This is a genomic window from Arthrobacter sp. TMN-50 (genome assembly GCF_054511125.1).
The window spans coordinates 1-19,317 of sequence record NZ_JBTNDG010000023.1 but is presented as its reverse complement, the minus strand read 5'-3'; the positions used below and the strand labels follow the sequence as shown (position 1 = coordinate 19,317).

Annotated in this window: 17 protein-coding genes; 6 read left to right on the top strand and 11 right to left on the bottom strand. The window is 61.9% G+C overall.

Going from position 1 to position 19,317, the window contains the following annotated elements:
- The 3 genes from ACX80A_RS14800 to ACX80A_RS14790 form a co-directional block, all read right to left on the bottom strand.
- The coding region (locus ACX80A_RS14800; protein ID WP_459260529.1) for a DUF4389 domain-containing protein at positions 1-348 on the bottom strand (348 nt) is incomplete at its 3' end.
- Entirely contained in the window at positions 306-602 is a 297-nt protein-coding gene (locus ACX80A_RS14795) for a hypothetical protein (RefSeq protein WP_459260528.1), read from the bottom strand. The genes ACX80A_RS14800 and ACX80A_RS14795, both read right to left, overlap by 43 nt.
- Before the next feature lie 135 nt (positions 603-737).
- The gene (locus tag ACX80A_RS14790) at positions 738-1,706 is read right to left on the bottom strand and encodes an NAD(P)-dependent alcohol dehydrogenase (RefSeq protein WP_459260527.1); all 969 of its coding nucleotides are present in this window, start codon (positions 1,704-1,706) and stop codon (positions 738-740) included.
- Positions 1,707-1,944: 238 nt separating this feature from the next.
- Between ACX80A_RS14790 and ACX80A_RS14785 the strand changes: the two genes are divergently transcribed.
- A complete protein-coding gene (locus tag ACX80A_RS14785) occupies positions 1,945-2,559 on the top strand; it encodes a TetR/AcrR family transcriptional regulator (protein ID WP_459260526.1) in 615 nt (204 codons plus the stop codon).
- Positions 2,560-2,795: 236 nt separating this feature from the next.
- Here ACX80A_RS14785 and ACX80A_RS14780 read toward each other — a convergent pair whose 3' ends face one another.
- The 3 genes from ACX80A_RS14780 to ACX80A_RS14770 all read right to left on the bottom strand — a co-directional run bounded on the left by ACX80A_RS14780 (position 2,796) and on the right by ACX80A_RS14770 (position 6,558).
- Complete coding sequence (locus ACX80A_RS14780) at positions 2,796-3,047, bottom strand: hypothetical protein (protein WP_459260525.1); 252 nt, start codon at positions 3,045-3,047, stop codon at positions 2,796-2,798.
- Complete coding sequence (locus tag ACX80A_RS14775; protein ID WP_459260524.1) at positions 3,044-3,733, bottom strand: hypothetical protein; 690 nt, start codon at positions 3,731-3,733, stop codon at positions 3,044-3,046. Before ACX80A_RS14775 ends, ACX80A_RS14780 begins: the two co-directional genes overlap by 4 nt.
- 125 nt (positions 3,734-3,858) lie before the next feature.
- Positions 3,859-6,558, bottom strand: coding sequence for a LuxR C-terminal-related transcriptional regulator (locus tag ACX80A_RS14770; protein WP_459260523.1), 2,700 nt, complete (start codon positions 6,556-6,558; stop codon positions 3,859-3,861).
- Positions 6,559-7,273: 715 nt separating this feature from the next.
- Here ACX80A_RS14770 and ACX80A_RS14765 point away from each other — a divergent pair.
- Positions 7,274-7,693, top strand: coding sequence for a nuclear transport factor 2 family protein (locus tag ACX80A_RS14765; protein ID WP_459260522.1), 420 nt, complete (start codon positions 7,274-7,276; stop codon positions 7,691-7,693).
- 759 nt (positions 7,694-8,452) lie between these two features.
- Here the strand turns inward: ACX80A_RS14765 and ACX80A_RS14760 are convergent.
- Positions 8,453-8,599 carry a DUF1349 domain-containing protein gene (locus tag ACX80A_RS14760; protein ID WP_459260530.1) on the bottom strand — a complete coding sequence of 49 codons (147 nt, stop codon included), beginning with the start codon at positions 8,597-8,599 and terminating at the stop codon, positions 8,453-8,455.
- 5 nt (positions 8,600-8,604) lie between these two features.
- Positions 8,605-9,879 (bottom strand): MFS transporter, encoded by a 1,275-nt coding sequence (locus tag ACX80A_RS14755; RefSeq protein WP_459260521.1) that lies wholly within the window; start codon positions 9,877-9,879, stop codon positions 8,605-8,607.
- Between the two features lie 31 nt (positions 9,880-9,910).
- Between ACX80A_RS14755 and ACX80A_RS14750 the strand changes: the two genes are divergently transcribed.
- The gene (locus ACX80A_RS14750; RefSeq protein WP_459260520.1) at positions 9,911-10,957 is read left to right on the top strand and encodes a LacI family DNA-binding transcriptional regulator; all 1,047 of its coding nucleotides are present in this window, start codon (positions 9,911-9,913) and stop codon (positions 10,955-10,957) included.
- Between the two features lie 2,183 nt (positions 10,958-13,140).
- Here ACX80A_RS14750 and ACX80A_RS14745 read toward each other — a convergent pair.
- Positions 13,141-13,815, bottom strand: coding sequence for a TetR/AcrR family transcriptional regulator (locus ACX80A_RS14745; protein ID WP_459260519.1), 675 nt, complete (start codon positions 13,813-13,815; stop codon positions 13,141-13,143).
- An 86-nt stretch (positions 13,816-13,901) separates the two neighbouring features.
- On the opposite strand from ACX80A_RS14745, the gene ACX80A_RS14740 reads away from it, so the two are divergent.
- Complete coding sequence (locus ACX80A_RS14740; RefSeq protein WP_459260518.1) at positions 13,902-14,612, top strand: DUF4386 domain-containing protein; 711 nt, start codon at positions 13,902-13,904, stop codon at positions 14,610-14,612.
- Between the two features lie 13 nt (positions 14,613-14,625).
- The gene (locus ACX80A_RS14735; RefSeq protein ID WP_459260517.1) at positions 14,626-15,681 is read left to right on the top strand and encodes an NAD(P)-dependent alcohol dehydrogenase; all 1,056 of its coding nucleotides are present in this window, start codon (positions 14,626-14,628) and stop codon (positions 15,679-15,681) included.
- A gap of 299 nt (positions 15,682-15,980) precedes the next feature.
- Here ACX80A_RS14735 and ACX80A_RS14730 read toward each other — a convergent pair whose 3' ends face one another.
- Positions 15,981-16,397, bottom strand: coding sequence for a hypothetical protein (locus ACX80A_RS14730; protein ID WP_459260516.1), 417 nt, complete (start codon positions 16,395-16,397; stop codon positions 15,981-15,983).
- Positions 16,398-16,614: 217 nt separating this feature from the next.
- On the opposite strand from ACX80A_RS14730, the gene ACX80A_RS14725 reads away from it, so the two are divergent.
- A complete protein-coding gene (locus ACX80A_RS14725; protein WP_459260514.1) occupies positions 16,615-16,821 on the top strand; it encodes a hypothetical protein in 207 nt (68 codons plus the stop codon).
- A gap of 283 nt (positions 16,822-17,104) precedes the next feature.
- Here the strand turns inward: ACX80A_RS14725 and ACX80A_RS14720 are convergent, their stop codons facing one another.
- Positions 17,105-18,589 (bottom strand): PQQ-dependent sugar dehydrogenase, encoded by a 1,485-nt coding sequence (locus tag ACX80A_RS14720; RefSeq protein ID WP_459260513.1) that lies wholly within the window; start codon positions 18,587-18,589, stop codon positions 17,105-17,107.
- Positions 18,590-19,317 lie beyond the last annotated feature (728 nt).

Sequence of the window (19,317 nt, the reverse complement as noted above, 5' to 3'; positions counted from 1 at the left end):
AAGTGCAGCGACAATGAGCAGGTGAGGTAGGGCGAGGAGCCAGGACTTGACCAGGACCCGCCCATGCGAGAGCTTTTCGGGGTAGTCCACCTCAAAAGTTGCCGGGTAATCGGTGTGCGCCAGGGTGAAGGGTGGGTAGTGGTCGGTGCCCAGCACGCCGTTGGCGTAGAAGGCGACCCGCCAGTGCCAGCGCAGAACGCCGACCGTGAACTGAAAGAGCGACGCCGGGTAGCGCCCGGTGAACAGGATCATCACGCCTGCGGCGACAGTGACCACCACGAAGGCAATCCCGAGGATGGCGAGCACTAGGTAGTGCGGAATGGCCAGAATCCATTTGACCAGCCACATCCACCGCGAGAGGTTGGGATCCAGTTCCCCTCGAGCCGTGCAGGGTAAGTCGCTCCTTCCTCTCCCGTGATTCCCGGACGGTATGGGGGAAGCAGGCCCCTGCCAAGGCCCACGGCGCCGAGGATGATGAGCGAGAGTCCGACGACAAGCAGGGCGAGACCTGCGAGCACGGGGCCGGAGTCGGCGAAGACGATCAGTGAGCTTGCGGTCAGTAGGACGCCCGTGATGAGCACCAGCATGTAAGCAGGGCTCATTCTCTCGGGCTGTGGGCGGGACGGTTCAGAAGTGTTACTCGGGACAATGCTCATGGTCTTGATCCTGGGTTTCTTGAGGATGAAACGGGTTGAATGGAATACCACCCGAGCGCGGACGTTGGATGGCGGAGGACGTCATACGGTGATGACGATTTTTGCGCGGGCGTGATCCTCGACGAAATACCTGATGGCCTCAGGTACTCTGCTCAGCGAGTAGGTCCGATCAATGGCCGGTGTGACCTGACCGGACTCGATGAGTTCCCGCAACAGGTCCAGGCTTTCCCTGCCTGGCTTCGCGGGGACCACGCGCAGGTTCTGGCGGATGAACAGCGACAGGAAAAGCGCCCGAACAATGCGACCCATGGGCCCGAGCACGCGGCCTCCGGTGCCGCTGGAAAGCACGAGCGTCCCTTGGGGTGTGAGCGCCTGCCGAAATGCCGACAGCGTGTGATTCCCGATCGAGTCGAAGATTAGGTCATACTGCAGTCCGCTCTCCGTAAAGTTTTCCTGCGTGTAGTCGATGACATGATCCACGCCGAGTGACCGGACCAGTTCTGCATTCTTCGCACTGGACACACCGGTGACTTCCGCCCCGAATGCTTTGGCTATCTGGACGGCGAAGGTGCCGACACCGCCGGAAGCGCCATTGATCAGGACTTTCTGTCCCGGTTGGATGTTGCCGCCATCCTTTAGTCCCTGAAGCGCGGTTCTCGCCGAAAGTGGAACCGTGGCGGCCTGCTCGAAGGTCAGGTTTGTCGGCTTCAGTGCCAGCAGATTTGCGGGAACAGCTGCGTATTCGGCAAAACCTCCGGCCTCGACTTCGCCATACACCTCATCGCCTGGGCTGAACTCGGCAACACCGGCGCCCACCGCCTCCACCTGTCCTGCAATGTCCTTGCCCCGCACCATGTTTCTCGGTGTGCGCAACCCGAAGGCGAGACGTGCGATCAGTGGGCGGCCGCTGGTATAAACCCAGTCGGCGTGATTGATGGCCGTCGCACGGACCCGGACCAGAACTTCGCCGTCCTTGATCACCGGCTTATCGACGTCCTGGTAGCTGAGCACGTCAGCGGCGCCATACCGGTGTTGAACGACTGCTTTCATTGCCACTGCTGTTCTGTCTGGGCTGGTTGATGATTTCATCGCTTCGCTTCACTATCTGTCGGATAACCTAACGGTGTAAGGTAACGAATTGAAGTTACCATACGTCGTAAGGTAACGTCTATGGGTAGCTTGATCATTCTCAAGAATTACGAGTTGTATTGGAGGCGGTGACACCGTGGCACCAGCGAAAACGAAGGCAGCTACCAGAGAACCTGTTACCAGGGACAGAGCGGTTCAGGTGGCTGTTGGGCTCGCCGATGCCGGCGGGCTGGAGTCGCTGAGTATGCGCAAACTCGCCCAAGAACTCGGGGTCGAGGCGATGTCGCTTTACTACCATGTCAAAAGCAAGGACGATCTCATTGATGGGATGGTCGACGTCGTTTTCAGCGAGATCGTCTTGCCCTCCCCTAAAACTGATTGGAAATCGGCGATGCGGGAGCGTGCCGAATCTGCCCGCGCCGTCCTCGCCCGGCACTCCTGGGCGATCGCCCTGATGCGGAGTACGCCTGGGGCCGAAACCTTGAAACACCTCGATGCCACGATCGGATGCCTGCGCGGTGCAGGGTTTTCCCCGGCCATGGCCGGGCACGCGATGTCCCTCCTCGACAGCTACGTCGACGGGTTCGCCCTTCAGGAGGCATCCTTGCCACTCGACGAAAGTGGAGGTATGAGCGAGGCCACGGAGGACATCCTGGCGCAGCAGCGAATGATGTCGGACGCCTATCCCCACCTTGCCGAAATCGCGGTGACCTACATCCTGCAACCGGAATACGCCTTCGGGAACGAGTTCCGGTTCGGCCTCCAGATCATCCTTGAGGGGATCGAAGCCGCGCACGCCTCCGAAGAAAGTTAAGCTCCCGAACCGCATGTCGGGCATCAGAAGCAACCTCAGGTCGGAAATCCGTTTTCCAGGGGGCTGCCGCTCCTTGCCGATAAGGCTTTGGTTAGTCCAGCGGCCCATGCGTTCTGCCACTCACCGATTCGACATTGACTCTCGCTGCGCCACACCGGCGGTCAAGGGGGTAGAGCTGAGGGGAATGAGCTCGGAGGGCGTGAGGCTCGTGGAACGGGGTGCAACGATGTTTGTGGTCATGGCGCATTCTGCTCAGTCGTGAGGTGTGCGGGAGGGCGGGCGTCCGCGTCGTCCGAAATGTTGATCGAGATGAGGGTCATGCCTAGATTCCCCACCCGTCGAAGCAACCCGTGGAGACCAGCTTGATCGATGACGGGGCCGGTGAGGGTGGTGAGTCCATCCGCACCATTCGTGAGTGTGAAGCCCTCGAACCAGTCACTCCATCTCGAATCAAGCTGCCCCTCGAGACAGATTTCGTAGCGCCTCATTTCTGGGCGGTGTCGATGCGGGCCTTGTCCGCGCGTACCTTCAGCGTTGCGGTGTTTTTGCGTTGGTCGGACCGGAGGGAGTATCCGAGCCAGATCAGGGCGAAGCCCATGGGAATGGCGGCTGCGCGTTCGAGGGTGTGGGGCAGCAGTGCGCCAGCGATGGGCGTTAGTGCGGCGGCAGTGATCAGCAGGATGCCCGCGCCGCGCGAGAGCACCCTGGCGCGGATGACGGCGATGCCGAGGAGTATCGCTCCGCCTACGTAAAGTAGGCCTCCAATTTGGGGCAGGGCGGCCAGAGGGCCGAGATCCGTAACGGCCGCATACCGCCCGAACAACCCGACGAAGTCAACGGATACCTGGGGTGCGTCGGCGACGAACAGGGGGGCGATGAATGCTTCGGCGAAGTTGAAGGAGGCCTGCAGGATGAAGAAGAATCCGAACACCAGATATCCGATGAGTCCCAGGATCCCAATCTGTCGTACCTGGCTAAGATAGATGCCGGTTATTCCGATGAGAGCTAGTATCGCCTCGGCGAAGCTTAGGGTGTGGACGACCACCCACTGTTGGGTGGACAGCGATGCGACAACGTCGGCGGGGTGGATGAATTGGATGACGATGTAGGAAAGGCCTGCGAGGACGGCGGCGACCGCGGCCCCGCGGATGAGGGTGGAAGTCGTGATGCTCATGATGTGCTCCTTTTGTTCCGGGTTGGCCGGGAGGTTACCCGGGCACGTTCGAAAGCTACGCAGCGATGTGGTGATGTGACATCACCACATCCGCGGATTGCGTGGTGATTGTGGTGGAGGTCTTGTTAGATCAGACCTAGAGATTCCGCACGGCGGACAGCGGCGGCGCGGCTGTTCACGTCGAGTTTGAGGAAAATATGCTTCGTATGGGTCCGCATCGTGTTGAGCGAGACATAGAGTTCGCGGGCGATCTCCGGGCCCGACAACTCGGTGGCCAAAAGCCTCAGTACGTGCAATTCACGCTCGCTCAGCACCTCGTGCGGTTGGTCTAGGGCAACAGCGTCACCGGTGTCGTTGTCGCGGAGCATCTGGCTTAGCCGACGAACGAAGTCCGGGCGGATGCCCGCGCCAGCGGCGCTACGCAGGATGGCCAGCATCGGTGCGCCCTCGTCGACAAATAATCGGGAGCGGCCTTCGGGCTCGGCCTGAGTGAGGGCGCGTTCCAGAGGCACGAGGGCGAGGGCTGTCTCGCCCTGCGCGTGGTATGCGATGGCCTGCAGTACCAGGATTTCGCTGACGCTCCCCATCCGACTGCCGGCTTCGGCCGCAACGAGCAGTCGGCCGAGCAGCTCGCGCGCAACGTGGAGGGAGTCGCCCAGAGGGTCAACGCCGTGCTCCGCAATCAGCAGCCGAGCGAGTGTGATGTGACCAAATTCGTGGAGATAGTGGAGTGTATCGACAGATGTCAGCTCCTGCTCGTCCACCCATGCGCGTGCCTCAGGAAGGCGTCCCTGCCTGATGCGGATGCGGGCTCTGATGCCGCCGATCGGGCGGACCTCGGGGAAGAACCCGCGGCGGTAGTGCTGTTCCGCCTGCGTGAGTGACTCAAGAGCAAGATCGGGTGCACCCTCCGCTTCGTGCACTCTCGCCATCGCCACGAACCACCTGTATCGATGCTCGTGCGAAAAGGCGCTTTCACCCAACTTGGTGCTTGCCGCTAGATGATCCTTGGCGAGGGTGAGCTTGTTTCGATCCTGAAGCACGTCGCTAAGGCCGGCGTGAAGGTCCGCTGTCGGTTGGCCGGCGCCGTGCTCGATGGATTGCTGGAGCGCAACCTCGTAGATCTTCTGGGCTTCCCGAAGCCGACCCAGCGGCAGCAACATGTCGGCGATCACCATCGTGGTGCTCAGCGCGTCGGTCAGGTTGCCGGCAGCGCGTAGGCTCTTCGTGGAGTTACCGAAGGCGGTCACCCCGGCCTCAAGATCCCCGTTGGCCCATGATGCGAGGCCCAGGAAACCGGCCGCCGCGCCCCGTCCCAAATGATCTTCGGGCCCCGCAAGGTCGAATGCACGTTTGGCATGGTGCGCGATCCCAGCCTGGTCTCCCATGGCCAGGGCGAGGGAGGCTCGGTAGAGCTCGATCGTGACGGGCAGAGTTTGGAGTTCTTCGCCCGGCTCCGAATCGTGAGCGGGCGCCTCGCCGTCGGCTCCTGCCGCGAGGAGACGTTCTGCTTCGCTCAGTTGGCGATCGACAGAAGAGATGTCGCCCGCGACGAGCGATGACCAAGCGGAGAACACCCGTAGGACGGGCCTGCGCTTCTTGGCGTCCTCTGGCAGCGTCGCGATCCAGCCGAGGAGGGTGGCATCCTGCCTGCTCTTGCGGACCCCGGGGATGGTGGCCTCAATCACTCGCGCGGCCCGCTGGAAGTCGGCGGCCTCGAACGCATGCCTGACCGACTCGTCGGGCGAGTCGTCGTTCTCGAACCACTGACTGGCCCGGCTGTGAAGCGCCGCGACGCGCGCCGGGCCGTGCGCGAGCAGCCTCAAGCGCAGCACATCAGCGAAGAGGTGGTGGTATCGATACCACTGCCGCCTGTCGTCCAAGGGAACGATGAACAGGTTCGCGCGCTCAAGCGACTCCAGCATCTGTGTGCTGTCCGTCCGCCCGGTCACCGCGTCGCAGAGCGGACCGCTGAGCCGCTCAAGAATGGCAGTCTGGCAGAGGAACTCACGGATGTGGAGCGGTGCCCGGTGCAGAACCTCTTCGATAAGGTAGTCGATGACAAACCGGTTGCTGCCTGCGAATGCGTCGATGAAGGCGGGGACATCCGAGCTTTCGCGCATGGACAGCGCGGCGAGTTGAAGTCCGGCGATCCAGCCCTCGGTGCGCGTCTCAAGCGCCGCGACGTTCTCGCGCGTAAGTGAGAGGCCCATCACTTGGTTGAGAAAGGCAGCGGCTTCATCGACAGTGAAGCGCAGGTCAGTGGCGCGCAACTCGGTCAGGTCTCCGTTTGCCCGCAGTCTCGCCAGCGGAAGGAGCGGATCGGTGCGGCTCGCTATGGCAACGTGCGTCTTGGACGGCAAGTGGTCGAGCAGGAAGACGACCGCATCGCGGACGGCTGCGTCCTCGATAAGTTGGAAATCATCCAGAAATATGATCATCGGCTGAGCGCCGTCGGACATGTCATTGATCAGCGATGTGAGGGTCGCTTCAGCGGACAGCCGCACGTCGTGAACCTCCGGACCAACATGGGGATCGGCCCGATGGAGCGCAGCAGCAAGATAGGTGAGGAAACGGACGGGATCGTTGTCACTGTCCTCGAGTGACAACCACGCGACGCGCACCTGCGGATCCTGTCGACGCGTCTGTGCAATCCACTCGCTAAAAAGCGTGGTTTTGCCGAATCCAGCAGGAGCGCAGACGAGGGTCAGTCTTCGTCCCGCTCGGATTCCAGCATTCAGTTGATTTACGAGATGAGGTCGGAAGATCGTCTGGGCGCGCGGGGACGGGACGAATAGCTTTGTCGCCAAAACCGCCACTGCCATGGGCTCATCCTATGGATGCGGGGACTGCGCGGCCAGCATTCTCCCCGAATGCCGGGCGTGGAGAGTCAGCAACTCTGCAGAACAACTCACCCAAAATAACTGTTAACGTGGCTTCGCGTGGATGCATATCCGTTCGCATTGTCCTCCAAAAAGACTGAGGATCTCCGAGGGTTGGTCACCACCACTGCCAAACCAGTGGTTATATTCCGGCACCGGGCGTATCTGTCAGATTTGTGCGTCGTTCTGATAAAGGAATCACCGCTGGGTACGAGGGGCCGGAGTGCAACTTGGGGAACCGGGAGATGGCCCAAGTTTCGCGAGGAAATAAGCGACGGAGGAGCGCCCAACGAAACTTTGGTCCGATCCCGGCGCCTCGCACCTTGGTTGCGCGGAGGACCCGCCCAGCGATGATGGGGATCAGAAAGACAAACAGCGAACATGCTTCTGGTCATCCATGGGTATGTTTCGGCGGCACGGCATGACGCCGGGGCGTTCCATAGATCCGGGCTAATACTGTTCCAGTTCGATAATCCGCTGGCTATTGGTGAACTTGCGGTAAGGGGAGGCTTTAGTCTGGCCACGAGCATGCTTAGTAGGGCGTTGATCCTTGGACCGAACGGTCCGGGCTCAGAGATCATGTTCAAAGTCCTTCAGATGCAGTACGTTTCGAAAGACGTGTTAACCCGTCCCTTGGGCAGCCGAAGGGAGAGCGATGATGAGTGAGGTCATAGATCGGCTTGTGGCCGCGGTGAACGCGCATGAGCTGGAAGCGGCAGCGGCGCTTTTCCATGAGGACTACCATAGCCAGCAGCCTGCCCACCCTGGCCGGGCGTTTGTGGGCAGGGCGCAGATGCGTGCGAACTGGGCGGCGATATTCGACGGGATCCCTGACATTCACACAGAATTAATCCACTCGGTCGAGGACGGAAAGACCACGTGGACCGAGTGGTCCTGGTTTGGTAATCGCACCGACGGTCAATCGTTCCAGGCGCGTGGGGTAGCCCTTTTCGATATTGAGGACGGCCTTATCATGGCGGGAAGGCTGTACATGGAGGACGTCGAACTCGAGGCTGTGGGCATCGAGCAGGCGGTGGAGGATCTGTCCGGGCGCCGACCGGACCATACCGGAACCTGAGCAGCAAACTCAGAAAGGAGTGCCCTCCACTCGTCAACATCCACATTCTCGCGCTCTCCGAGTCGGCTCCAGCCAGGTCGACGCGAAGGGTCGCCTTACGTGGCTATCAGCGAGGGTGATGCAGACCGGGCTTTCCTGGGCCAAAACCCGTAGGTGTGGCCAATGAAACTGAGGACGTCGGCGGGGGTTTTGATGGTTAGCCGTTCCATGTTCCTTCTCCTTCAGCGGCTGGCTGACACCGGGCGTGTCTGTCAGATGTGTGTGTCGTTCTGATAAAGGAATCACCGCTGGGTGCCAGGGGCCGGAGTGCAACTTGGGGGACCGGGAGCGGGCTGAAATTTTCGGGAGGAAGTAAGCGACGGAGGAGCGCCGAACGAAAGTTTGGTCTGCTCCCGGCGCTTCGCGTCCTGGTTGCGCGGAGGACCCGGGCAGCGATGATGGGGATCAGAATGACAAACAGCGAGGATGCTTCTGGTGATTCATGGGTATGTTTCGGCGGCACGGCATGACGCCGGTCGTCCTATAGATCCGGTTGAATCCTATGGTGTCCGTGGGCGCCGGAGCGGGTTTTCGAGCTTGTGTACGGTTAGTCCAATTCCGCAACGTTCCCTGTACTGCAATTTAAACGATCTGCCAGAAGGGGGACTATACGCTCGAAATTCTTCTGGTCCTGAACGCTGCAAGACTGGCTCGCAACCTTCTTACATATCAGGGTGTCATCGGCCTCCCACTGAACATGAGAATGAGTCAAACAAACCTTCAGCAGTCCCCCACCTCGTCACGGTAGAGGAAATGTCCTGTGTCGCGGGTGAACCCGTAGAAGGTCTCCCGCCAAAAGTCTGTCTCGTGATCAGAGGTGACGGTCAGTGAGTCTGTGGTGTTTGACCGGTGGGCTGGTTCGTTCAGTCAGGTCATGTTCTGGAACATCGTGATCCATTGTTCAGTGGTGGGGGCCGTCTGTGTGATGCGGTGCGGGGGAGGGGGGTGGTGAGATTGCGCCGGATTCGCAGGAGGACCGGCGTAAGGATGAGTAAGAGGCCGCAGAGGGCTGCTACTGCGGCCATTGCTGTGCGGAGTCCGCCGGCTTCGGACCATAGACCTACGTAGACCGGACCGAGGAGAAATCCTAGGTAGGAGATGGTGGTGAGGAGCGAAGTTGCCCGTCCGCGGGTTTTGTCGTCGGCGGCACGGGAGACGAGGCCCAGCAGCGTTGGATACAGGACGGCTGTGCCAGCGGCGGCTATCGCTAGCCCGGTCACTGCCACGATGATGTTCGGCGATACCGCGAGTATTGCTGCCCCGACACTGGCTGCGACGGCGCCGAGGACTAGGGTTTTGGTTGCGTGGGCGGGTCTAAGGTGGCCGGTGCTGAAGCGTGTGATGGCGACGACGGCGGCAAACACTGCGGGCGCGGTGGCGCTCAGGGCCACCCCGGTGCCTAGTTCGTCGGCGAAGAACACTGCTGCCCAGCTTTGATGGGCGTTCTCCCCTGCGAAGGCCATCGCGCCTAGGATCCCGACCAGCACGATACCCAGAACAGGGACGCCTCGGCTGTGATCGGATCGTCGGCGAGAGGTGTCCTCGATGGCTCTGTTCGGGCGTTGTGGAGCGCCGGGGATGTAAACCGGGGAGGTGGTGAAGAGATAGGCGCTGACGAAGATGGACGCGGCGCCGACCAGGAGGAACGAGATGGTAATGCTGGCCCCTGCAGCGGTCGATAGGCCCGTAGTCAGGCTGGAAACCACGACGAAGGCCGAAAACATGCCATGGGACCGCGTGATCACCGGTTGGGCTGAGAACTTTTCGGCGGATCCTGCGGCGGAGTTGATCGCCACATCGGTTGCTCCGCTGGTTGCACCAACCAGGAGTAGACCCAGAGAGAGGCTGGTAAATCCTGTCGCCGTCACGGCCACTATGAGTCCCGATGCCCCCAGCAGGATCAGGGTGAGGGCTGCGGTAATCCGCTCTCCGAAGCGGTCAACAATCCGGCCCGTGAGCAGCATCGCCGGCAGGGCGCCAACCCCAATGAACAACAATGCCGTGCCGAGCTGCCCATCTGAGATGTCAGCTTGTGATCTGAGCCGTGGAATATTGGCACCCCAGGCCCCCCAGAAAGCACCGAACACAGCGAATGACCCATAAGACGCCCACACCAACTGACGGAAGGGTTGAGATGAAGAAATCATGTGTGTAACGATACACACCTAGACTGGTCTCATGTCACCTTCCGTACCGGAATTCAAAGTCACGCTCAACGAGGTGGCACGTCACGCCGGCGTATCGGCGATGACCGCGTCCTACACTTACAGCACGCCATCCCGGGTGTCGGCGGCGTCCAGGGAAAAGGTCTTCAAGGCCGCTGCCGCGTTGGGGTATCCGGGCCCGGACCCCAGCGCCCGTTCGCTGCGTAAAGGAACCAGCGGCGCGCTCGGCGTCGTGCTGGGCGAGACACTCGCTTACGCGTTCGATGACCGGCAAGCAACCCGTTTCTTAGCCGGAATTGCGGATGTTTGTGCTGAGAACGGGTTGGCCATGACCATTCTCCCGACCAACGGGTCCGCAGACGATACGCAGCGCATCCGTGCCGCAGCCGTAGACGCTTTCGTCGTGTGGACCACGACGGACGATGATCCGGTCCTCGGTGCCCTCGCTCTGACAGGTAGGCCAACGATCATCCATGCCGGCCCGGAGAAGAAGGCCTTCGGCCTAGTAGGCATTGACGATCGTGCGGCGGCGCAAGCGGTCGCAGCAGAAGGTCTTCAACAGGCCGAACGTCCCGCCATCATCAGCTTTCCCTTCACCAGGGAAAGGTCCGCGATGATCACCAAGGGCCCCGATCCAACGAAGATGACATATCCCGTGACACGGAACCGGATCCTGGGGTACCGGGACGCACTCACTTCGGCCGGATTCCACTGGGCGGATGTAGACGTGGTTTCCTGCCCTATCAACAGTTTCGAGGCAGGGATGCAAGCCGCCGCCCGGTTGCTGGACCGTGCGGGTCCGCCGGACACCATTCTGGCCATGAGCGACGAAATCGCCCTCGGCACCCTGGAAGCAGCAAGACGAGCCAGCGTGGACGTTCCAAAAAGTCTCGCCGTGACGGGATGGGATGCCTCCGACACCGCTAGGGGAAAAAGGCTGACCACCGTCCAGCAAAATCTTCGCGCACAGGGCGCCGCCTGCGCTCACGCGGCCATCACCGGCACACTAACAAACACACCACAGACCTGGCAGCTCCTCACCGGACAAACCACACGATAGCCGGGACTGCCCCGGATTTTGTTGGCTCCCGGCGTTAGTGCTGTCCGGCGGCATTAAGGCCCGTGTCTCGTATATCAAAACCGGCGTGACTCGTCGGCGTTGGTCGCTACTAGAAATACACGTCAAATATGGACGCCACGTACGCAGGGAGCAGGATGTACCCAGCGCAAAAGCCGTTTGATAGGGCCGTCGACTGCGGCTACGGGCGCCGCTTAATCGTTGACGCCATTTCCCCAGTGCCCGAAGTACATGTAGCTGGCTTTCAAATACTGAACCGTCCCCGTCCGAATGGAAATGAACCACTATCGAGCATTGACGGGGCGGCCGCGCCACGCAGCGAACGCAGTGCGGGGTGGGGCTAGGCTGAGCGAATGAGCCCGGAGGCAGAAAAGAACGGCAACAAGTACGATTGGCAATCCCGCCCGTCGGATTCGCTGGAGGGCATGCCTCCAAAGCGACGACGCCTCGTGGTCTGGGGTCTGTGGTGGTTCCTCTTCCTAGGGGTCCTGCTGGGCAGCGCCCTAGATGCGGCGAACGTTCCGCAACCCTGGCGGACTTTGTTAACAGTCTCAGGTTTGGCTGCTGTATTCGTTCCATTGATCCGTGGGGCTGTGCTTGAAACTCGTAAGCTTCGGGTTGAGGGTATCGTCTTGCCGTCTAGTCCGGTCACCCGCAAGTCGCTCATTTCCACAGCGGTCGTCACCGGTAGTCTGTGGATCGTTTTCGTATTCCTCGTCGCTAACGGCAAGCCCACGTTTCCCCTTCTGCCAGTCGTCGGATCGATATGGTTGGCATATCAGTGGCTCCGCCTTCGGTCGTCGCCTTTTAGGAAAAACAATTTGAGGAACGGTTGAAACATCGTTGGCTCAGATCGCTTCTTATTTCGGATTCGGGTCAGATAGATCTGTCTGGACCAAGCGGCCCTCGCCCCGTGCCGATCGACGCGGCCGTCACCGAAATCTAGGGAATTCCTCAGTCACGTAGTTTCCTTCCCACATATCTATGAGATATTCGGAAAAGAGAGATGACTTCGATGATGTTGCTTCACATAGGACCCGTGCAATGCGGTCTTGCTGGTGGCTATTCAGTACATTCACGAGGGGTTTTGAAAGAAGCGATTTCAGGTCGGGTACGACTGACCGTCGCAGGGTATGAAGTTGCTCGCTCGACAGGGTCACGGGGGCCGTCAAACCTGGCCGAAGAGCAGGACAAAAAAGGGGGTGTGCACAATGTGCACACCTTGGGTGTCGGACCGGGGCGTATCGATGCCGGATTGGGCCGGTTTGGGGAGGTTTTCGGCGGAGGCCAGTGTTTGCAGGGGGTGAAAGCCGGTTCAAGTCCCACTTCGGGCACAGTGTTTCCCCTAGTCAGAGGCTGCTTTGCTCTCTGACTGTGCACAAACCGGCGAAATGTGTGCGCAGGGTGTGCCTGTTTTGGTGGGTGGGTTGCGGTTTCCTGTGGTCTGATGCACCCTTTCCCTCGTTCAGCCCTGATTGGGCTTTCTTACTACTTCATGGGGGAGTGGTGGTGAAGGTACATGACTTTTCTTGGTCTTTTCCTAAAGCCAATATCTCGGGGGAGCCTCTCAGGCGAAGCGGCAATCCGCAGATCCCGGTCCCGCTGTCCAGTGTGGGTGGAGATGGCGAAGAGCACACCTCCAGCGTTGGTGTCGTGGCCAAGGTAGCTTGCCACCATTTTTACGTAGCTGATCTCGGTGCTTGGCCTCGGCAGGCCGAGGCGGAGGGTTGGCCCTACGTGGTTATCGACGACGTTGATGCAGACCAGGCTTTCCTGGGTGCGCCCTTATCCATAGGCACCGTCAACCACCGATCGCTCAGCTCATGTAATCAGGCGTCCCGGGCCAACGTCATCATCGGCAGCAGCCCGGCGGTCGATACGAGATTCGGTTCGTCGAAGGCAACTGACGCTGCGGCGGATCTATGGGTGAGGGGCGCTCGAAGGCGCGTGATACGGCAATCCAGTAAGGGCACCCGCGCCCGGCTTGTGGAGAGCCGTCCCAAACATCGGTGACCACCCCTAGTGTTCTCGCTGGGCCAGGAGGTGATTTCCGATATGCCGGTACAGCTCGATCAGCTGGATATTGACCGTGCGCAGGTGTCTGCACAAGGGTGTCGGAAGGTCTGAATTGTCCGCTCGCGAGTAATCGTCCCGAGATACTCTTGTCAACGGGCCCGTTGGAGCCCGTCCAGCAGCAGGTCGAGGGTGAACCCGAACTCACTGTCGGTGTCGCACCACCCGAGCCCGTCGTCGCCGGCGGCGTGCACCTCCGATGCCATCATCGCGGTCAGGTGCGGCACGGCGGCAGCCATTGCCTCGAAGTCCTGCTCGGCCGCGTCGGTGTCGACGTTCCCACCGTCTGCCGTCGGCGAGAATAGCTCCTGGACGAAGCCCAGCACCATCGACCCCAAGGCGTGCAGTCCGCGGTGGGCCAGGTGGTAGTCGAGGCCACCGCGGAGCATCGTCTCCAGCACACCGTCGTAGTAGGGCCACAGGCTGGGCGGCATGGAGGGGCGGGTGCTCAGGAGACCGGGGGCCCAGGGGTGGCGCAGCATAACCTTCCGGGCGGTCAAACACCGGTGGCGCAACTCGGCCCGCCAGTCGTCGTGCTCCACACCGTGCCCGTCCCCGAGCTCCTCTAGGATCTCCTGGACGACCTGTTCAGCCAGCCCGTCCAGGAGCTCTTCCTTGCCCGGGAGATGGTGGTAGAGCGACATTGCCTCCACGCCGAGCGCGGCAGCCACCCGGCGCATGGTGATTGCCGACACCCCAGAGCTGTCGGCGAGGTCTCGCGCCGCCCGCAGTACCCGGTCGCGGCTCAACAGCTCGCGTGTAGCCAACCCAAAAGTCCTTTCGCTTACGTTCTTGCGCGTCCTTACAGTGTATGTCAAACTTACATTGTAAGATTTCGAGAAAGGAAAAGCCCATGCTCGTGGCCACCGAACTTACTGTCAGACCAGATCCGCGGGACGCCCGCACAACCGGGCTGCTGTATCTCGCTCTCACCGTCACCGGGGGCCTCAGCTTCCTAGTGATCCGAGCGCGCATCTTCGAGGAGGGCAGCCCCGATGCCACCCTCGCCAACCTGCTCGAGCACGAGATCCTGGCCCGCGCCGGGATCGGCCTCGAGCTCGGCGCGGTGATCTTTCAGGCTCTCGTGGCGCTGTGGTTCTACCGACTGTTCCGCTCGGTCAGCGCCTTCACCGCCAGCGCCATCGCGGTCTTCGGCCTGATCAATGCCATCGCACTGCTGGGCAGCGCCGCCTTCCTAGCAACTGCGCTGCAGGTCGCACTCGACCCGATCGGCGATGCCTCGGGCTTAGCCCACCTTATGTATCTGATCAGCTCCAACTTCTGGGGCGTGGGCAACCTCTTCTTCGGACTGTGGTTGATCCCGATGGGTGCCGTGGTGCTCGGCCCCCGGTGGGCGCCCCGGGCCCTGGGCTGGCTGCTCGTCGCAGGCGGGGTGGGATACGTACTCAGTGGCCTGCTGGCCTTCCTCGCGCCGGACTCCGCTTTACTAGTCGACGTCCTGGTCATCCCGGCAACCATCGCCGAGTTCTGGATGATCGGGTGGCTTCTCTACACCGGATGGCGGCGCCCCATAGCTCTCAGACCCACACCAGGTCCCCGGTAGCCGCGGGGTCCCGGTGCTACACTCCCTTCGTGGACTCACGGAGTCAGGCCCAGTAATGCGCGCCGTCATCCAGAGCGGCTACGGATCGCCCGCCGACGTGCTCGAGATTCGTGAGATCGACCGTCCGCTGGTAGGTGAGAACGAGGTTATGGTCCAGGTGCGCGCCGCGTCGGTCCATCCCGATATATGGCACGTAGTGGCTGGCCTGCCCCGGGTGCTGCGCCTCATGGGGTCCGGGCTCCGCCGCCCCAAAATAACCGTCCCGGGCACGGACATGGCGGGCGTGGTTGAGGCGGTCGGCGCACGGGTGAGCCGGTTCGCCCCGGGCGACGAGGTCTTCGGGGAGACGCTGGCCGGGATGCAGTGGCGTAACGGCGGCTCGTACGCCCAGTACGTCGTCGCCGCCGAGAACGCGCTGGCGACCAAGCCGCCGCAGGTCACCTTCGCGCAGGCCGCGACGGTCCCGACGGCGGGGCTCATCACGATCCTCAACTTCCCCGACCTCGGCACCTGGCTCCCTGGCAAGCACGTCCTGGTGGTCGGTGGCGCAGGCGGGGTGGGTACGATCGCCGTGCGGCTCGCCCTCTCCGCGGGGGCCGAGGTCACAGCCGTCGACCACTCGCGCAAGCTCGATCTGTTGCGCACTCTGGGCGCGAGCCGGGTCGTCGACTACACGACGGACGACGTCACGCAGGGGGAGGACCGCTACGACCTGGTCTTCGACGTCGTCGGCGTCCGCCCGTACGCCGCCTACCGCAGGATCCTTGCCGATGGTGGGCGGTACGTGCTCATCGGGCACGACCACTTTGGCACACGAGGACGCCTCCTGCTTGGCAATCTGCCCACGATGGTCGCGCTCATGGCCCGCTCGCTCACCGACCGGCGTCTCTCCCGGCCCACGCTCGAGACGCCGGACCGTCGCGAGTCGATGGCGCTTCTGCGCAACCTGCTCGCCACTGGAAGGCTCACGCCGGTCGTGGACCGCAGCTTCCCGCTGGAGCGGACGGCGGAGGCGATCACGTACCTGGCGTCAGGACAGGCGCTGGGACGAATCGTTATCGAGCCGTAGCAAGGCCGAACAAGACCGGCATGACAAAGGATTTCGGGGCCCGATAATGCGCCTAGGTGTCGCACGCTCAGATAATGCTCTCGGCTTTAAGCTGGACGGCGGACGACGCAGTTGCCGCAGCGATTCTGGTCATGGTGCTAGCCAACACCGATGGCCCGCACGCCGTCATCAGCGCGTGGCTGTAGGCGCGTCAGTGGTAAGCCTTCGCGATCTAGCTCTGAATCGCGCTCCGGGCGGGGAGCCGTCGCCGTCGTGAACGAATGCTCCCCGCCCCACCGTCCCAGCGGGGCGCAGACCACTCAGCCGGTCGTCAACTTCGGACAGGCCTTGAACGCCGGGAATTTGGGGTCGGGCTTAACAAGCTCGAGGTAGAGCGGCACAGCGGGGTCGATAACGATAAACACGCCGGTTCCGACTACCTTCGCGTTCGGGATGTCGTAATTGAACTCGACGAGCAAACCAGGCCCTGCACTTCCGGTGTGCGGGACGAGGTTCCCTGTGACGAATCCGGAGGCGATGAGTGGCTTCGCGATATTTTCCGCCTTACTTCCGCCGGAGATCCCGGGTGGGGCGAGCGGATCCTGACCGGAGCACCATTGGCCCACAATCTCGTGCACGGTGGCCGATGCTGGTGCAACCTGAGCGAACACTATGCCGACAGTCGCGGCCACGACAATCAGGGCACGTGTAACGGGGCGTTTTATGGGGTGGGGCATCTTCGCCTCCGGGTTTCGTAGTTTCGTGCGGCCGGGCGGCCGGACGTGGATACCACCACTTACTAGAGCGGTTGGCCCGTTACTCGGACGTTACGGGGACGTTATTGGGAATGATGTGTGAAAAAGTTGGGACTGGAGTAGTAGTAATAGTTCCGGACTGAGGGCGGGTGGGCCGCGGCCGCGTTGGTCGTTCACGCTGGCTCAGAAGCTCGAGTTTGTGGCCGCGTATGAGAACGCCTGTGAGAGCAATCAGGGCGGTGCTTTCCTGCTCAGGGAGGGCCTGTATTCGTGGTTGATGACCGAGTGGCGCCAGCTGCGTGATGCCGGTGTCCTGACCGGGAAGAAGCCCGGGGGATCAATCGGGATACTCTCGGCCGATCAGGCCTCGAACGCAAGTTTTGCGCCGCCAGCGAGAGGTGAGTGAGAGTCGGTATCGTGCACTGACCCCGACGGGGGACCAGGTCATGGTGGTACGTAGGAACAAGCTCGGCGCCGCTGAGAGGGCCGAGACCCTGGCGGCGTTGAACTCATCATAGTTCGTGGACCTGGCACCCGTGCAGGGGGACTATCTCGCTCTGACTGTGCACGAACCCCCGCAAAGTGTGCCCATGGGTGTGGGCAGGTTGTGGTGCGGTTTTGGAGGTGCGGACCACCCTGGGCCGCTTGTTGGTCGCCTTGGAGGACCGCGGCGATGTGGCGGGGATCCGTTAGCGGGTGATCTGTTGGATCTGACCGGACACCCCCGGTTCGAACACCAATGCGTAGAGTTCGTTGTCCTCGTCCTGGCCGAAGCCGATGAGCTGGACGTCCAGAGGCTCGTCGCGGAGCTCGACGACGCGGTGTGGCCCCGTCTTGGATCCGGAAGTGGCGAACAACCTGCCGTGTGCGTTGTTCAGCCGACGCGAGGTGTCGCCGAATACGTACTGGCCTTGGAGGGCGGGGACGTCGGTTCCCCGGTAGACGTAACCGCCGATGATGGCGGTACCGTCGTCGTGGTCATACTGAGCGACAGGGTCGGTGAGCGTGGCGTTGCTGGTCGTTCGAGCGAACACGAACCCGTCGGAGCGTGAACCCTTGAGTTGGAATTCGCTGGGGTTGAACTGGAACCCGCCTTCCCGGACTCGCCAGCCGTAGTTGCGGCCCGCGGAGACCACGTTGACTTCCTCGACGTCGTTCTGACCAACGTCGCCGACCCAGGCCTGGGCAGGGGTTCCGGCGTTGGTGGAGGAGAAGTCATTGGCGTCGAAGGAGAACCTGAACGGATTGCGGAAGCCCATCGCGAAAAGCTCCGGGATCTGACCCGCGGGGGCTGTGGTGGCGAAGGGGTTGTCCGCCGGTATGCCGTACTGCCCGTTGTGGGAGTTGGTCCCGTTTACGTCGATCCGCAGCATGTCACCCAGCGGGTTCTTAGGGTTCTGCCCGTTGCCGTCGGCACCGTGGCCGAACATCGGGTTGCCGTCGAAGTTCGTTTGGCAGTTCTGGTCGTCTGCGCCGCCGCCGTCACCGAATGCGATGTACAGCATACCGTCGGGACCGAAGTGGAGGTCGCCCGCGTTGTGGTTGGACTGCGGCTGGTCGACCGTGAACAGGATGCGGCTAGTGGACAACGCGCCGAATCGAAGAGGAGCGGTGCTGGTTGGGTGCCATTCTCGAATCACGCTGCGATGATCGGGTACGGCACCGGAGAGATCGCAGGAACCGGGCGGGTCAGGAGGCAGCGGGAAGGTGGCCGGCACAGCTGGGTCGAATGCTTCGGAAGTGTAGGTGAAGAGCCGGCCGTCGGCGGCGAAGGCCGCGCCGAGGAAGCCCCGCTCGTCCGTGGCGTCCTGGGGGCCGACCAGCAGCGGGCTGACGTCGAGGACGGTAGTTAGCTGAGCTACTGGGCGAGGGGCGTCGATGCTGAGTTCTTTGAGCTGTCCGATCTGGTCGACGATGTAGAGCTTGCGGCTCTGCCCCGGTGTGGTGATCCCTGCGAGCGGTGCAGTCACGTCGGTGGTCACGAGCGCAAGCCCGACTTTCACGGGGCTCTGAGGCACATCAGGGATGGGGTCGCCGATCCCTCCGCCGCCGCTGGCGGAAGCCGAGCTCAGGGCGAACGCAGAAATGGCCGTCAAGGCAGTCGCGACGGTGGTCAGCCGGGCAAGCCGCAGGCGCCGCGAGGAGCCGCGAGGGCCTGGTGATTGATTAAGCATGAGGAGTCCTCCCAGGGAGCGACTCAGGCGACGAGTGCCGCCTGAGGGGGCGTCATCGAACTACCGTCCCTCGGATGCTCACAGAAGGCTCAGGGATGCTAGACCCCAAAAGCAGGTCTAGTCCTGAGCGGTAAATTTGTCAACCTTCCCGAACGCCATCGACATCGACGACTGACCCCGCCTCAGTTGATCCCTTGTGGCCCGGGGATGAACATATGGATGTGAAGCACCAGCGAGGCTGGCCGACCAATGCGGCGTTGGTCGAGGCGCCCCGCCGGCCAAAGTCACGTAGCACCTACTATGTGGTCCTCTTCCCTGAGGGACTCTGCGAAGTGGGCGATTGCGATCCAACACGGAAAGAGCGTACGGAAGCAGGCCGAGTGAAGGCCTAGCGACAACGCAGCCGGCTCCCTTTGGCACCCGTCGATCGTGAAGATCATGCTCCGCGCGCGGCTCCACCCGTCGTCGCAAGACTGCTGATGTGGCCCGCTCGACCCGACGCCAACGCGCTGCGGGAGGATGGGGCGGACATCGAAGTGTTGATGCACGCTTTGAACGCCCGACGAGCCTGCGGAGCACCCGATCGCCCAGCGGAGCGGCGGCCTCGCTTGACCAAGTGGACTGCTGCGGAGATTTAGGACGGTGGGCCCTCTTAAAATGGGGGTTCTACTGAAAGAGAGACCAGCAGCATGTCTGCATCGAGATCACGTCGTTCGTATACCCAGGAT

Excerpts from the sequence above, each read along its gene's own strand:
- ACX80A_RS14795 (WP_459260528.1), bottom strand. The coding sequence starts at position 602 with ATGAGCCCTGCTTACATGCTGGTGCTCATCACGGGCGTCCTACTGACC.
- ACX80A_RS14790 (WP_459260527.1), bottom strand. The coding sequence starts at position 1,706 with ATGAAAGCAGTCGTTCAACACCGGTATGGCGCCGCTGACGTGCTCAGC.
- ACX80A_RS14780 (WP_459260525.1), bottom strand. The coding sequence starts at position 3,047 with ATGAGGCGCTACGAAATCTGTCTCGAGGGGCAGCTTGATTCGAGATGG.
- ACX80A_RS14775 (WP_459260524.1), bottom strand. The coding sequence starts at position 3,733 with ATGAGCATCACGACTTCCACCCTCATCCGCGGGGCCGCGGTCGCCGCC.
- ACX80A_RS14770 (WP_459260523.1), bottom strand. The coding sequence starts at position 6,558 with ATGGCAGTGGCGGTTTTGGCGACAAAGCTATTCGTCCCGTCCCCGCGC.
- ACX80A_RS14765 (WP_459260522.1), top strand. The coding sequence starts at position 7,274 with ATGAGTGAGGTCATAGATCGGCTTGTGGCCGCGGTGAACGCGCATGAG.
- ACX80A_RS14755 (WP_459260521.1), bottom strand. The coding sequence starts at position 9,879 with ATGATTTCTTCATCTCAACCCTTCCGTCAGTTGGTGTGGGCGTCTTAT.
- ACX80A_RS14750 (WP_459260520.1), top strand. The coding sequence starts at position 9,911 with ATGTCACCTTCCGTACCGGAATTCAAAGTCACGCTCAACGAGGTGGCA.
- ACX80A_RS14740 (WP_459260518.1), top strand. The coding sequence starts at position 13,902 with ATGCTCGTGGCCACCGAACTTACTGTCAGACCAGATCCGCGGGACGCC.
- ACX80A_RS14730 (WP_459260516.1), bottom strand. The coding sequence starts at position 16,397 with ATGCCCCACCCCATAAAACGCCCCGTTACACGTGCCCTGATTGTCGTG.
- ACX80A_RS14720 (WP_459260513.1), bottom strand. The coding sequence starts at position 18,589 with ATGCTTAATCAATCACCAGGCCCTCGCGGCTCCTCGCGGCGCCTGCGG.